Source organism: Pseudochrobactrum sp. Wa41.01b-1 (genome assembly GCF_019464455.1).
Taxonomy (GTDB): Bacteria; Pseudomonadota; Alphaproteobacteria; order Rhizobiales; family Rhizobiaceae; genus Pseudochrobactrum; species Pseudochrobactrum saccharolyticum.
Genome location: NZ_CP080493.1, coordinates 15,658 through 30,206, shown reverse-complemented (window position 1 = coordinate 30,206; position 14,549 = coordinate 15,658). Strand labels below are relative to the sequence as shown.

Genomic DNA, 14,549 nt, shown 5'->3' with positions numbered 1-14,549 from the left:
GCTTACCGATGGCTCGTATCCAGCCTTCTCTCCATATATAGCGAATAACGCGACATACAGAAACAGAAAATCCAGAATACAAATCCGGCAAAAACAAGACCCGTTGCCGGTGTCTGCGGTGTTGCCCAAGTGGCATCCGAAAAATTCTGCCTGACGATTCCAAGCAGGTCGAACATACCGATAATGTAAACAAGACTTGTGTCTTTGAACAAGCCGATAAACGTGTTCACAATACCCGGCAAAGCAAGTTTCAGCGTTTGCGGCAGGATAATGAACAGAGTTTTCTGCCAATAGCTCAAACCCAGCGAATCCGCGCCTTCATATTGCCCTGACGGAATCGCCTGCAAGCCGCCGCGAATGACTTCAGCCATATAGGCGGAAGCGAATAATGACACGCCGACGAGCGCACGCAAAAACTTATCAAAGCTGGTACCCGGCGGCATGAACAGCGGCAGCATGACGCTGGCCATGAACAGCAATGCCACCAGCGGCACACCGCGGATAACCTCAATGAAGATCACGCACAGTGTCTTGATAACCGGCATATTGGAACGCCGTCCCAAAGCCAGCAAAATACCCATCGGCAGCGATACGGTAATCCCCACCACGGACAGGATCAGCGTTACCAGCAGACCGCCCCAGAGCGAGGTTTCAACATAACGAAGACCGAAGGAACCGCCGACCAGCAGGAAATAGGTGAAGACCGGAAAAACAAGGAACAACAGGACTGCGTTCAGCATTTTATGCGGCAGCTTGCCGATCAGCATTGGCACCAGCAAAATCACGAATACCAGCGCCACGAGTTTCACACGCCAGCGTTCATCAACCGGATAGCGCCCGTAAAGAAATTGCTGGAGCTTTGCATCGACAAAAGCCCAGCAGGCACCCGACCAGCCATCCGGCTGCAAACCGCCCTGCACCGTTGTGGTACAGAATGTGCGGTCAGTCCCCGCCCAGACAGCATTGACAAACAACCAGTTTATCAATCCCGGCAGAAACCAGACAATCAGCGAAATACCCATGATTGTCAGAACGGTATCTTTAAGGCTCGAAAACAGGTTTTCTTTCATCCATGAGGCAATGCCTTTCTGACTGGCAGGTGCCGGCATCGGATCAACCATTTGCGAGCGTACATATTGTAAGTCTGAATTTGTCATCTTACCGCTCCACCAATGCCATTTTCGCGTTAAACCAGTTCATAAATGCAGAGGTAATGAGGCTGATGCCGAGATAAACCGCCATCCAGATCGCCACAACTTCTACCGCCTGCCCTGTCTGGTTAAGCACTGTACCGCCGACAGCCATCAAATCCGGATAGCCGATAGCAATCGCCAGAGACGAGTTTTTCGTCAGATTAAGATATTGGCTCGATAAAGGCGGAATGATAATCCGCATCGCCTGCGGCACGACAACAAGGCGCATCGCCTGCGGTCTGCGCAGGCCCAAAGCTGCCGCAGCCTCTGACTGGCCTTTGCTAACCCCTTTGATACCGCCGCGCACAGTCTCCGCGATGAAGGATGCCGTATAGAATGACAGCGCCAGATAAAGCGCCAAAAACTCAGGCTTTACCTGTGTGCCGCCGGTCAGATTGAATGAGCCAAGTTTCGGAATATCAAAGCTGACAGGCATTCCCGTGATGAAAAATGCGAGCGCCGGCAATCCGATAATCAGTGCCAAAGCAACACGCCAGAACGGAAAAATCTGCCCCGTTTTTGCCTGACGCAAACGTGCCCAGCGATGAATGACAAAGGCTGCAATAACAGCGGCAACGAAAGCCGCGAATATAAGCCATGCATTCTCGCCCCAGATTATGGACGGAAAGAAAAAACCGCGTTTGTTCAGATAAGTATCAAACGGCAAAGCATAGCTGCCGCGCACTTCCGGCAAAACCGACAATACGCCGAAATACCAGAAGAAAATCACGAGCAATGGCGGGATATTACGGAAAGTCTCGACATAAATAGTACAGATTTTGGCGATCAGCCAGTTTCCCGAGAGACGCCCGATACCAACCAGAAATCCGATAACCGATGCTGTAATGATACCCAGTACAGCAACATAAAGCGTATTCAGAAGACCGACCACAAAGGCCCGTGCATAGTTGGAATCCGCATCATAACTAATCAGCGACTGGCTGACGTCGAAACCTGCGCGACTTTTCAGAAAGTCAAAACCGGATGCAATGTTCAGCCTCTGCAAATTTGCGGCTGTATTTCCTATTATCCAATAAATCAAAGCAAAAACTGAAATAAAAACAACCGCCTGATAAAATAATCCGCGCATTTTCGGATTATTCAGGAGGGAAACTTGTGTTTCCTGTCGCTTGCCGGTTACGGCGCTTTGATCTGCCATGCGCACCTCATGCTCTGCTGTCAGATATTTAACCAGATATTTGAAAAGCCCCCTGCGCCTTTTCACCTATAGCCGGATTATCAAATTATAAATTTCAGACAGGGATTTCGGCCATATCGGCAGGTACCTTAAATAGCGGTACAATCTTTCAGCTATCTTTTGTTTTTATTGCACGTCAAAAAGCGTTTCATGCTCAAGCTATTTGCTTATACGCGTATCTGACCCGAAAACCGGTCCCCGCTTTTCGGATACGCTCCGGACGGCACAAAATTACAATGTTTCAATTATATTTCAGGTACAGAAAGCCATCCTGCACCACATGATGTGGTGCAGGTGCTTATTCTGATTATACGCCGATATTAGCGGATTGGTATACCATATTGCAGACCACCTTTGGTCCACAGCGCATTAATACCGCGGGCAATTTTCAGCGGGCTTGTTGTGCCGATATTGCGTTCAAAAATCTCGCCGTAATTGCCGACATTTTTAACAATCTTCACAACCCAGTCATTATCAAGACCCAGATCAACGCCGATCTTGGTTTCAGCTTCTGTTCCGAGAAGACGTTTGATTTCAGGTGAATCAGACTTCATCATCTCTTCAACATTAGCCTGCGTAATACCGGCTTCTTCCGCATTCAGAAGTGCGTTATGAACCCAGCGCGCCACATCGGCCCATTGTGCATCGCCCTGACGGACAACAATACCGAACGGCTCTTTGGAAATGATTTCCGGAAGAACGACGTGATCGTCAGGGTTGGAAAGCGCCAGACGGACACCGTAAAGGCTGGACTGATCCGTTGTGTAAGCATCGCAACGGCCGCTGTCATAAGCAGCATTGGCCTCTTCGATTTTCTCAAAGACGACCGGATTATATTCCATCTTATTAGCCTTGAAATAATCGGCCATGTTCATTTCAGTTGTTGTACCTGCCTGAACGCAAATTGATGCGCCGGACAGCTGCAATGCTGATTTAATATCCGGAAGTTTCTTACTGTTGACCATAAAGCCCTGGCCATCATAGTAATTCACACCGGCAAATTCCAAGCCGAGAGATGTATCACGGCTGATTGTCCAGGTTGTGTTGCGGATAAGAATGTCGATTTCACCGGATTGCAGCGCAGTAAAGCGCTCTTTGGCATTCAGCGGTGTAAATTTAGCCTTGGTTTTGTCCCCGAAAATAGCCGATGCCACAGCACGGCAATAATCAACATCGAAACCAGACCATTCCCCCTTATCATTCGGGGCGGCAAAACCCGGCAGACCCGTATTGGTGCCGCATTGTACAAAGCCTTTTTTCTTCACATCATCCAATGTGCCGGCAATTGCTGCAGAGGTTGTAACGGTCAAAGCAGCCACGCCGGCCAATTTGAGTAAAGTTGACTTTTTCATATGATGCTCACCCTCATTATCGTTAAACTTATTATCAGCATTCAAAAATCAATTTCGGCATTCTGTCATATCCGGCAAAATCTGAACCGGATCTGCTTTTCGTTTTGACAGCCTGATATCCGGCTTTAACCGGTTTAGTTCAGCCTGTGATCCGCAAGGCGGAAACGGGATGCGTCTAAAACTGTGTCTATCGAAAGCTATTATTTTCGACAGGTCAAGGGTCCAAACACGGAAAATTGTTCAGTCTGCTCCCTGAACACAGCTTGCCCTGCCTCAAAAACCTTAACTTAAGCGCCTTGCAGCTTGATTCTTCTGCTGATTATATTTTTCGGCTCAGGAAATATCTGCCCTTCCCCGAGACGGAACAGCAGACCCGATTGCGCCAGAAACCGCGCCAGAATCAAGGTGGTAACCGTGCCAATAGCAAAGCCGGTCACCACATCACTCGGATAATGCGCCTGAACGAAAACACGGCTTGAAGCAATCAGCGCCAGACCTGCATAGGCAAAGAACCGGTAACGCGGAAACCACAGCGCCAGCAGCGTGGCCAGCACAGCTGCCGTACAGGCATGACCGGACGGAAAACTGACATAAGCATGGCTGAAATCAAACGGCTTGAAACCAAAAGGCCCTGCACTATCAATAAGAAACGGGCGCGGCCTGCCGACAAAATATTTGAGAATATTCACGATCAGTCCGGCACCCAGGATCGCAGAAATACCGAACAGGCTTTGACCGGCAATCGTGCCCAGACGATTATAATTTTGCAGAAGCTCAGGAATTTTAAGGCCATAGCCCTCCTGCCCGCGCAACCTGTGCCGTCTCACCAGACAGACCGCAATAATGACGGTGAATAATGCAACATAGGGAGCGGCCAATACGAGATTCGTCAGCGATTTCAGAATCTCTACAGGCAACCACTGCACGGAAACGGCAAGGCGGGACAAATCCCCGTCAAAAGGTAAAAGCAACCCCGCACCCGCAATCATACCCAGCAGAAACAGCGTCAGCTGATACGACCACAGATTGGCCGCGCTCTGATCAGCCCCCTCATATTCAGCCTGTTGTCCGGATTGCGCCTTGCGCCGTGCCAGCCCCGCCTGAACAGAGGTTTTCAATTCTGAAAATTCATATTTTAAACTCATAAAACTCTCACACCGCAACTGCTGCAATCAATAAATTGTTCGTTTCTTACTGTGCTGTAAATCCGTTTTACCGCTTCTCATAAAGAAAGCATAAGGTTTCAGGACAAAGCACAAAGATTATGCTCTAGTCGCAACTGTCATTTTCCGGCTTATTGCTGAAAATGCAAAACGGCACTGTTAACACGCTGAAAACACAAATATTTTCAGAAAAAGCGATTCCGTTTCAGCACGAATAACGAAGACTCACACGAGACAATACAGACTAACAGGCAGCAGGAGGCGTTTTTATGGTCAAATCAGAAAAGGGTACGGGGGAATTAGGGATCAACACAATGCTTACCCATTGCGGGAATGATCCTTATGCATATCACGGCTTTGTCAATCCGCCGGTTGTGCGCGCTTCGACTGTCCTGTTTCCGGATGCTGCGACCATGGCAACGGAAAACCAGAAATATACCTATGGCACGCATGGCACACCGACAACGGACGCTTTATGCAGTGCGATTGACGAGCTGGAAGGTTCCGCAGGCACTCTGCTCGTTCCGTCCGGTCTGGCTGCCGTTACCGTTCCTCTGCTCGCTTTCCTGAAAGCCGGCGACCATGTGCTGTTCGTTGATACGATTTATAATCCGACACGCCGCTTCGCAAATACATTGCTGAAGCAATATGGTGTTGAGATCGAATATTATCCGCCGCATATCGGTGCGGATATTGCCGGACTGATCCGCCCGAATACACGCGTCGTTTTCACAGAATCACCCGGCTCCAATACATTTGAAATTCAGGATATTCCGGCAATTGTCGAAGCCGCACATCAGCACGATATCGTCGTGATGATGGATAATACATGGGCAACGCCTCTTTATTTCAAAGCGCTTGATTTTGGTGTGGACATTACAATCCATGCCGGAACGAAATATCCTTCGGGACACTCCGACATTTTGTTCGGCATGATTTCCGCGAATGAAAAATGCTGGAAACAGCTGGAAAACGCCTATACCGCCCTTGGCATGTGCGTAAATTCCGATGATGCCTATCAAATTCTGCGCGGCCTGCGCAGCATGGGACTACGCCTTAACCATCACCAGCAAAGCGCTCTGACCATTGCTCGCTGGCTGGAACAGCAACCCCAGATTGCCCGTGTGCTGCATCCTGCGTTGGAAAGCCACCCGGATCATGCCTTGTGGAAACGTGATTTCAAAGGTGCCAGCGGTGTTTTCTCTGTGGTTCTCGCTTCAGGCGGCAAAGAAGAAGCCCACAAATTGCTCGATACGCTAAAACTATTCGGCCTCGGCTATTCATGGGGCGGCTATGAAAGTCTGGCCGTGCATGTTCAGCTCGGTGACCGGACAGTTGCAGCAAAGAGCTATGAAGGACCGGTGATCCGCCTGCAAATCGGGCTTGAAGATACACAGGATCTGATTGACGATCTGCAACAGGGACTTCAGGCTGCATTTGCAGTCTGATAATCTGTAAAATACGGAAGCTTCTAAAAGCGGAGACAAAACAGTGCTTTTGTCTCCGCTTTTATAGTGTGACATTCATGCATTTTTGGTTGGAAGTGCCGTTTTGCCTCTTGCACTCCTGCCTTGAAAATTCTAGACACATCTTATCCTTTGAGGATAGCGGAGCGTAGCGCAGCCTGGTAGCGCACCTGATTTGGGATCAGGGGGTCGGAGGTTCGAATCCTCTCGCTCCGACCATGACAAATACTGAATATTATAGTGAAATTTGTCTCTCGTTTAACAGACCAGCAAATATAAGATTTGACGGTCGCTTTTGTGCCCTGAGGTATATGAATATGGTTGCCCGTATTTATCGTCCAGCCAAGACTGCCATGCAATCCGGTAAAGCCAAGACCGAAGCCTGGTTTCTTGAATATGAGCCTGAAGTAGCCCGTAAAATTGAACCGCTGATGGGGTATACTTCTTCCCGTGATATGAAAAGCCAGATCCGCATGAGCTTCGAGAGCCTCGAAGAAGCGATCGCTTATGCGCAGAAATACGGCATTGCCTACCGGATTGAAGAACCTAAAGAAGCCAAACGCCGCAAAGTGTCTTACACGGATAATTTCCGTTTTGACCGTCAGCAGCCTTGGACTCACTAATTATATACCGCTTTCAGAATATGCGGTCCCGTAGCTCAGCTGGATAGAGCACCGGCCTTCTAAGCCGACGGTCACTGGTTCGAATCCAGTCGGGATCGCCATTCATTTCAATAACTTAGAACAAATTACATTTAAGCTGGTTTACAGTATTTTTTGTTCAGTTTACAAATTTGTTCAATTGTTGTTCTCCCTGAACAGAAAATCCGTCTCTTATCATGAAGCTGATCACGCCAAGAATTGCTTCTTTTCTCTCTTGCTAAGCAAGGTTAACGTTTGTTCGCATCAGAAATATGGGCGTAAATTTCTATCTTAACGCAAGAGAATTAGCACAACCAAAAATTGATTTTAATAACTTCTCAAACCAGCAGTTGACAAATAATTATAATAGTCCATATTAGCGTTATCGATATTTGCTTGTTTAGCTTTGCTTTCTGCGCAACATCTGCGCCTTTGACGAACCTCTCCTTTCAAAAAAATCGTTATCACTTTCGCTCCACCAACCGGTGGCGTGATTATATTATATTGCTATGAAAAGGGTTCGTTATGACTACTGGCACAGTTAAATGGTTTAATTCCACTAAAGGCTTCGGCTTCATCCAGCCTGATGATGGCGCAGCTGATGTATTTGTACACATTTCAGCGGTTGAACGCGCAGGTATGCGTGAACTTACAGATGGCCAGAAGCTCGGTTACGATCTTGAGCGTGATAATAAGTCAGGCAAAATGTCAGCTTGCAATCTGCAAGCAGCATAACTTGGTGTAACTCACTCCTTTGACCACGGATGTACTGGCACTGGAGAGAATACACATAATGAGAGGTCAGGCATTTTTGTCTGGCCTTTTTTATTTCTCACATCAAGATTGGCTACCAGATGAAATCAATGCATAGCTTATTACGTCAAAATGCAGAAATTGCCTTTGAGAAAACACAGCTTCAAAGCAGTGTTCATGCACGTATCTCCGATGGAATCGAAGAAAATGTGAAACTTCGTGATGAGAAGACCGCGCGATTAAAAGCACAAAGACTTGCTCAAGCAGCGATCACACCACCTTCAAAAACAAAGAAATCAAAACCAAAGAGCAACATTAAGCCACATTAAAACCACCCTTTATCATGAAGCTGACAACCCCAAGGATCAGAGCGCTTATTATAAGCCAAACGACCTTAGCCAGAGTATCACTTACACCGGATATTTTCTTCTCAAGATCGTTAAACCGGTTGTCCATATGCTTCCATTGTTCGTCTTTGCGTGCATCTGCTATTTCAGATTGAACCTGAAACTTCTCGAGAACCACAAGGCGCGGGAGAATACCCGTTAGCTGCTGCTCAAGATTTACAACGCGGGAACGAAGATCGAAATCATTCTCTGTTGGCGACATCACCAGCACCCCGCCTTGTTCCCATATGCATTGTGACCAGCAATGCCCTTACCTGCGCTCTGGTCATTACCTGCCAGATAGACAGCGGTTTCCGGTTTAAGGCTGATCTTCTGCCACCCCGCGCAATTGTTCGCACTGCTCGCGCACCCCGCCAAGCTTATTACACAGAGCAACGCTATCCATATTGTCGATTGTTTCATTGATCCCTGCCCTGTTCTGGATTGCCTGTGTCACGGCTTGAGCGGCTTTCAAGGCCACATCTTGTTTGCCGTCATGAACACCAAGCGCATAAAAAAAGAGGCCTGAAACTGCCCCTCCGATGACCGCACCAGTGATGTGTTGAAACCTGATCTTCATGTCGCCTGATCCTGCATGCGCTTGATGAGGAAATATGCACCGGCGGCAAACGCTCCGACCATGATGATTGCAAGCGCCCACTGGATCGGACCCGAACCGGTGGCCATTCCACCAAGGCCGGATAAAAGGCCGCCAGCAGATGACCATATTTCAGGCTTCTTTAATGTTTCTATGATTGATTGATCTTTGGGGTTGGCCTTAGCCGAAGCATGATGGGTGATAGAATCAGCAATACTTCCCTTTGCTATCTGTCGCGCTTGTGTCTCAACGCCTCTCACCCGGTGTTGCCAACCCCAACCGAACACCGGCCACGTTTTCAGAGTTTTCATGAACCGGAGGCGTTCTGCGGCATATGCTGCAATAAGATCACCTTTATAAGCCTTCACGGCCGTAACAGTCCGCCCCCCGACGACACCATCCATAGTCACACCTACAACACGCTGCAGCGATTTAACCGCCTGTGCGGGCCCGCTGTTCACGCCATAATCAAAAGCCATGAAATCGATACCGACCGGCAGTAGATCTCCGCCGGACTGCACCCAATATGAGCGCCGATAAATCTTTGCAGCTTCTTCCTTGGTGAGCGCTTTGACCTGTGCCGGTGTAACGCTGGCAACACCACGGTGGGCGGCCAATGTCCTGTGAGTAATGCCATATTTCGTGGCACCGCCCGGGTCTTTCGGATTATTCACATATCCGCCCTCATGACCAAACATCAGGTCAAGCGCGGTCGTTAAGGTCTCACGCATAGCGTTCCTTTCTAAGGTATCCCTTGAAATACAAAATGCACTCACTAAATCGAAGGCGTCACTCCAACACATATCGTTCGTATTAAGGAGGTTGCTGTGAGCGAGCGTTTGTTTGACAAACCAGTTTTCGTTAAAAATGGGCGTTATTTAACACTAGAGATTGCCAGTGTTCGCGATGCCCTTATGTTCTTGCACGAATGGCCAGAAGATGACCGCGATTTAATTTATGACACCGCTTGGAAGGCATGCTGCGACGTACACGATGAAATTAAACCAGTAATTGTTGCCCAAAATGCAATTAAAGGTTTTGCCCGCAAGCGTGGTATTCTTGACGATCCAAAAGGATCAATCCCATGGATGAGGCAGTCTCCAATCAATGATGGCCAATTGTCAGCATAAGTAGGTTTATGATTAAGCCCGAACATTGTCGTGTTCGGGCTTTCAGCTGTTAAGCTGACATCCGTTTCCATGCAAAATAAAGCCCCGCATAAGCGAGGCTTCAGTTTTGGGTATTTACAATAGCTATGTTTTTTGGAGTTGTTTCTGCATATATGAGGATACAATGGCGCCTATACTGCCGCTAAATATCACGGACTGAATCTTAGATAATTGAGCATCTGTCAACCAAACCCACGGTGTAAGTTGATGCCACATCCATATTGATAACGAAGCCACAAATACAAGCGTGAAAAAAATCATCATTCCCGCGGCAATCCAACCAAAACAGACATGCCAAATCTGATCATTTTTTTCTTTGATGCCACGCAGCTTGTCCGTGTTACCCCATAAAGATTCCTCTTTTTTAGAAAGGGATGTATCAGCCCATGATGGCGGAGTTTTTTCATTCTCAGTTGGAGGCGGTAATTTTTGATCGCTCATTCAATAACTGCCTGTAATGAGATTCAATCAGATTGTCTGGGATAACCGCATTCAATCCATCAACATAAACGCTGCTCCAAGGTGTACTTGGTTTATGCGTCATATGCGATAATGCAATGCCATCTATATGAGCATAATTATTGACTACATCTCTTAGGAAACTCTCCGTCTCCTGATCAACATTTATTCCATCATCAATCATATTGAACGGGATAGACTGGCGTCCCCATCTTTTTGTAGCAAAATACAAATCCGGTATGACTGGGCCATACCGCCACGCCTCAATGCGCTCTCCAAAAAGATCTGTTTCCCTTAATGCCAAACTCCAGCCATGTGCTATGTACACAAGCTTCATCAACTGCATAGGGGTAAGGGACTGGCCTTTTTCTTTCGCTAACTTCAAGATAGTGTCAGCGATTGTAATCACATCGTACATGAGCACCTCCTGCGCGTAACGTTAATCAATGTTGTGACACATATAGGTGATTCAATCTGTCAAGTCATTATTACGCTAGAAAATAGTTAATATCATGACGAATGGCCGCGTTTTGTTCTCACTCTGCATAAATACCGCTTCAAGGGCAGAGAAAATTATTAATGAGAGAGCAATCGTCAGGCAGTTAAAGCCTGCTGCCACATTGCATCAACCTGTTCCTGCGTTAACGACAGATGCGCTGCCACTTGGTTGAGCAATGGGTGCAAACGCCGGTACTCAGAAGCGTCTTGCCACTCGATTACAGCTTCATCACCCATTGCGATAATAGCCGCGTCAAGGTCGCTCAAACTAATACCGTTGCGAACCAGTGTCAGACGAAGCTGGCGCTTGCTAATTGATGGCATCAGGGCGCGTTGCTCTTCTGGTGTTGGTTCAGCTGGAGGTAAAAAATCCCAGCTCCCGTTTTGCCAAACGTAATTATCACCAGGCTTTAATGGGACTTCGATAGTTCCATCCATGTAATCTTCTGCAACAGGGTTACCACCAACTGTCTGCCAATACCCTATATCGGGGTGGTAAAATCCTTTTTCCATCATCGTAATTCCCAGATTGTAGGTGTACCGTTCCAACTATATTTATACGAGCTGCCATTTGGCACGAGTGAAAATGCATTGACAGTTCGTCCACCGCTTTGGGTCCAGTTATAGGCGTCCACAACAAGTACGTCATTAATGTACAGCATAGCACGTACATCATTGGCATTTACCGTCAGACTGATTGCCATAGTCTGTCCGGTGTTATTATAATACAGAGTACCATTTGATCGAGAGCCAGTAACATTCACCCATGATTTCCCAAGACCCCGTTCCTGTGGAGCCAAAAACCTGAAGTTATCGCTATCTCGTCTGAGGTACGGGAGATCGAGATTTCCGCTGGAAAACCCTACAGTTATAGCGCTGTCGCCAAACACTTTAGAATTAATAGCTGTTTGCTGAGCATTGAACTTATCGGCAATCGCCCCGGCAGCCACCATCTGCGCTTCTGTCTTGTTGGCCACGTTGTTAATGCTCAATGCGATACGAAGAGCTGCCGCAGTGATTGCGCCGCGCAGGTCTGCTACACTGATTACGGCATCGACGTTTTTAACCCGATCCCACCGCGTGCCATTAGAAACAATCCAGTCGCCAACAACCCACTCGCCGTTTCCGTCAATGTTCGTGGCGCCGGTGACTGATACCATATAGTACCAGCCCTTGTTTGCGGCAGATGCGGCAGGAATGGTCGGTGAATTTGTGGCGGCATCCCACACGCCCATGTAACGAACAGCTCCGAGAACTGTATCAGGCAACTGAGTGGTCGGCACTTTACCGGCAGCATCTAAGCCAGCGTAACCATTTGCAAGGCCTTTTAATGCCAGCGTCTGGTAGAGATCCAGATTGATACCGTTCAGCTTATTTGCCTCTGCTGTGGTATAGCCCTGATAGCCAGATGCATAGCTGATTGTGATTGTGCCGCTCGTAGTAATCGCACCGGTTACTGTAAACCCAGCAGGAACAGCAACCCCAACACTTGTGACGGTGCCGATGTTCGCCGTTGCACCAGTCGCTATACCAGCCAGCTTATTGCGTTCAGCATTGGTCATGATCTTCGCTATGGGCGTCTCGATCATGTTACCCATGCTAAAAGCATCACCATTGACGCCGGTCGGATCAAACACAGCCTTAGTCATATCACCAAGGCCGGTTATTTCGAGCCACTCATAATCATAGTCATCAGCACTGCGCTTAACCAGAGCATACCCAACCGCCCCGCCCTTCATATTGGCGAATACGCCAAGCGCCTCGTCTCGGTAATCCTTGGATTGCCCTGCAGCAGTTTCCGACCGTGTTGCCGCATCAGGCGCAGCTTTAATCGCCACCATGTTTTGAGAAGCGTTTTGAATGTCGCTAATATTCAGGGCAACAATATCAATATTTGACTGGTTGCCCGCAACATTCACCACGCTTGCGATGTTCTTCGAGACGCTTTCAACGTCCTCCCCAATCACCGCAACAGCCTGCACAGCATCCTTGATATCGGCCACGGCAACAACCTCGCCTGCGATAACCGCAACCGCAGCAACCTTACCCATATTATCGGCAACGATAACGACACGCGCCATGTTCGCGGAAACAAGATCAACATCGGCAGCATGAGCCGCAACGGTATTAATGTTGGCCTCGTTACCGGCTACAGCATTTATGCGTGTCTCGTTCGCTGCAACTGCATTGATACGCACTTCATTGGCCGCGACTTTATCAATGTTCGATTTATTGACTGCAACATTGTTGATGTTATCTGCATTGCCTGCAACCGCATCTATATTCGGTTTGTTTACAGCGACCGCATCAATGTTTGTTTTGTTGGCTGCAACCGTATCGATGTTGGTTTTATTATCTGCAACTGCACTGATGTTGTTACGATCACCCGCAACGGTTTGAACATCAGTAGAGATTGCTGCAACCCGCGTGACGTCTATATCAATAGCTGCAACCTTACTTACGGATGTATCGACCGCCGCAACTTTGCGAACCTGAGTATCAGCATCAGCAACCTTATTGATATTCTCTGTGTTGCTAGCGACTATTCCGATATTCGTCTTATCAGAAATTACGGCCTGAATTTCAGGACGCATTTCAATGACGGTTGTCAGATCGTCCGATACTGCATCGATAGCTTCAAGCGTGGCATCTTTCGCTGCAACTGCAATTTCTGCCGATTTCTGAGCGCTGGCAATGCCGCTATCCAGCTCTGCAAGTGTTTTAGTGGAAGAGACGATTGCCTTGCCCTGCTCGTCCCATGCAAGCAGTTTTTCAGCGACAGGAGAAGCAAGACGGTAGCCTTCCTTACTGTCAGTCCGAACGGCACTGCGAGCAAGAACGTCTGTATCTTGCAAGCCCATCGTGAGACGATCAAGCTGCAACTCCACGGCCTTCGCGTCATTGCGCTGATTGTTGTTCAGATCAACAGTCTGCTTGGCCTGCGTTTTGCGGTACCGGACAACTTTAACGCCAACTGGAGGCGCGACAGTGAAGACAACTGAACCACCATTCGGCCAAGACGAACCGACGATGGTATAGTCAATGTTCAGGCCTTTGATCGTGTCGATATTGTCCTCTCGAAAAGCAACAACAATCTCATCCGTTTGAAGAAACCGGCGCGGGTATGAGAACTCTTTTAAGACGCCGTTGCCTTCTGAGATAAACTCAAGCTGGTCTGGGACTGGAACAGTCATTGATGGCTCCAATAAAAAAGCCGCCCATAATGGAGCGGCTGAAAATTAACTGTGGCGTTCTGTTTGCGATCTCGACAAGCATGAAAGCTTGTGCTCTCTAAAGCTTAACGGGGGTGGCTATGCTTAGAATAGTTTTAGTTTTTATATCGGTGCTTGTGAGTACATCAGCTTACGCTCAATCTTTTTCGTGCCCGATTGGTAAAAGAGCGGCCTGCCTTGATTACAATGATAATGTTTGCGATGGCTGGAACGCGAAATGCGTTAAAAAAGATGCGCAATGCTTTGATAGCTACACTTGCGGGTACAAAGGCTTCGTCTGTAAAGATAAGCTAGACAACGCTATCGATGAGTATGAGAATGTAAGAAGCCAGTACAACACTCTAGTGAATGATTACAACTCAATAAAGAAGTCTCGAGATTCACTTAAAGATTGCATCACTTATGCTTCAACACTGGAAGATGCGCGGCGATGTTCATAT

16 protein-coding genes and 2 tRNA genes are annotated in these 14,549 nt (G+C 47.9%); 7 read left to right on the top strand and 11 right to left on the bottom strand.

What is annotated here, in order from left to right; all coding sequences use genetic code 11:
* Positions 1-2: 2 nt before the first annotated feature.
* The 4 genes from K1X45_RS00160 to K1X45_RS00145 all read right to left on the bottom strand — a co-directional run bounded on the left by K1X45_RS00160 (position 3) and on the right by K1X45_RS00145 (position 4,888).
* Positions 3-1,157 (bottom strand): amino acid ABC transporter permease, encoded by a 1,155-nt coding sequence (locus K1X45_RS00160; protein WP_220159456.1) that lies wholly within the window; start codon positions 1,155-1,157, stop codon positions 3-5.
* Between the two features lies 1 nt (position 1,158).
* Positions 1,159-2,352 (bottom strand): amino acid ABC transporter permease, encoded by a 1,194-nt coding sequence (locus K1X45_RS00155; protein ID WP_075655871.1) that lies wholly within the window; start codon positions 2,350-2,352, stop codon positions 1,159-1,161.
* 359 nt (positions 2,353-2,711) lie between these two features.
* On the bottom strand, positions 2,712-3,743 hold the full coding sequence (locus tag K1X45_RS00150; protein ID WP_028233512.1) for an amino acid ABC transporter substrate-binding protein: 1,032 nt from the start codon (positions 3,741-3,743) through the stop codon (positions 2,712-2,714).
* Positions 3,744-4,030: 287 nt separating this feature from the next.
* Positions 4,031-4,888 carry a phosphatase PAP2 family protein gene (locus K1X45_RS00145; RefSeq protein ID WP_220159455.1) on the bottom strand — a complete coding sequence of 286 codons (858 nt, stop codon included), beginning with the start codon at positions 4,886-4,888 and terminating at the stop codon, positions 4,031-4,033.
* Positions 4,889-5,175: 287 nt separating this feature from the next.
* On the opposite strand from K1X45_RS00145, the gene K1X45_RS00140 reads away from it, so the two are divergent.
* The 6 genes from K1X45_RS00140 to K1X45_RS00115 all read left to right on the top strand — a co-directional run bounded on the left by K1X45_RS00140 (position 5,176) and on the right by K1X45_RS00115 (position 8,095).
* The gene (locus tag K1X45_RS00140) at positions 5,176-6,354 is read left to right on the top strand and encodes a cystathionine beta-lyase (protein ID WP_151157979.1); all 1,179 of its coding nucleotides are present in this window, start codon (positions 5,176-5,178) and stop codon (positions 6,352-6,354) included.
* A 160-nt stretch (positions 6,355-6,514) separates the two neighbouring features.
* A tRNA-Pro gene (locus K1X45_RS00135) sits at positions 6,515-6,591 on the top strand.
* A 92-nt stretch (positions 6,592-6,683) separates the two neighbouring features.
* Positions 6,684-6,995: an ETC complex I subunit gene (locus tag K1X45_RS00130; protein WP_163026116.1), complete on the top strand. Its 312-nt coding sequence runs from the start codon at positions 6,684-6,686 to the stop codon at positions 6,993-6,995.
* Positions 6,996-7,019: 24 nt separating this feature from the next.
* Positions 7,020-7,096 (top strand) — tRNA-Arg (locus tag K1X45_RS00125).
* 442 nt (positions 7,097-7,538) lie between these two features.
* Positions 7,539-7,748, top strand: a complete 210-nt coding sequence (locus K1X45_RS00120; protein ID WP_220159454.1) for a cold-shock protein — start codon at positions 7,539-7,541, stop codon at positions 7,746-7,748.
* Positions 7,749-7,876: 128 nt separating this feature from the next.
* The gene (locus tag K1X45_RS00115) at positions 7,877-8,095 is read left to right on the top strand and encodes a hypothetical protein (RefSeq protein ID WP_220159453.1); all 219 of its coding nucleotides are present in this window, start codon (positions 7,877-7,879) and stop codon (positions 8,093-8,095) included.
* On the opposite strand, the gene K1X45_RS00110 is transcribed toward K1X45_RS00115, so the two are convergent.
* From K1X45_RS00110 to K1X45_RS00100, 3 genes are all read right to left on the bottom strand, one after another.
* The gene (locus tag K1X45_RS00110) at positions 8,082-8,375 is read right to left on the bottom strand and encodes a hypothetical protein (RefSeq protein WP_116089428.1); all 294 of its coding nucleotides are present in this window, start codon (positions 8,373-8,375) and stop codon (positions 8,082-8,084) included. The two genes, K1X45_RS00115 and K1X45_RS00110, sit on opposite strands and share 14 nt — an antisense overlap.
* Before the next feature lie 96 nt (positions 8,376-8,471).
* Positions 8,472-8,732, bottom strand: coding sequence for a hypothetical protein (locus K1X45_RS00105; protein ID WP_220159452.1), 261 nt, complete (start codon positions 8,730-8,732; stop codon positions 8,472-8,474).
* Positions 8,729-9,481 (bottom strand): glycoside hydrolase family 108 protein, encoded by a 753-nt coding sequence (locus K1X45_RS00100; protein WP_255560461.1) that lies wholly within the window; start codon positions 9,479-9,481, stop codon positions 8,729-8,731. Before K1X45_RS00100 ends, K1X45_RS00105 begins: the two co-directional genes overlap by 4 nt.
* A gap of 96 nt (positions 9,482-9,577) precedes the next feature.
* Here K1X45_RS00100 and K1X45_RS00095 point away from each other — a divergent pair, with 96 nt between their 5' ends.
* On the top strand, positions 9,578-9,880 hold the full coding sequence (locus K1X45_RS00095; RefSeq protein WP_220159451.1) for a DUF982 domain-containing protein: 303 nt from the start codon (positions 9,578-9,580) through the stop codon (positions 9,878-9,880).
* Between the two features lie 123 nt (positions 9,881-10,003).
* Here K1X45_RS00095 and K1X45_RS00090 read toward each other — a convergent pair whose 3' ends face one another.
* The 4 genes from K1X45_RS00090 to K1X45_RS00075 all read right to left on the bottom strand — a co-directional run bounded on the left by K1X45_RS00090 (position 10,004) and on the right by K1X45_RS00075 (position 14,070).
* Positions 10,004-10,360, bottom strand: coding sequence for a hypothetical protein (locus tag K1X45_RS00090; protein WP_220159450.1), 357 nt, complete (start codon positions 10,358-10,360; stop codon positions 10,004-10,006).
* Positions 10,329-10,796 (bottom strand): Panacea domain-containing protein, encoded by a 468-nt coding sequence (locus tag K1X45_RS00085; protein ID WP_220159449.1) that lies wholly within the window; start codon positions 10,794-10,796, stop codon positions 10,329-10,331. The genes K1X45_RS00090 and K1X45_RS00085 overlap by 32 nt, the downstream gene beginning before the upstream one ends.
* A gap of 176 nt (positions 10,797-10,972) precedes the next feature.
* The gene (locus K1X45_RS00080; RefSeq protein ID WP_220159448.1) at positions 10,973-11,392 is read right to left on the bottom strand and encodes a hypothetical protein; all 420 of its coding nucleotides are present in this window, start codon (positions 11,390-11,392) and stop codon (positions 10,973-10,975) included.
* Complete coding sequence (locus K1X45_RS00075; RefSeq protein WP_220159447.1) at positions 11,389-14,070, bottom strand: hypothetical protein; 2,682 nt, start codon at positions 14,068-14,070, stop codon at positions 11,389-11,391. Before K1X45_RS00075 ends, K1X45_RS00080 begins: the two co-directional genes overlap by 4 nt.
* Positions 14,071-14,549 lie beyond the last annotated feature (479 nt).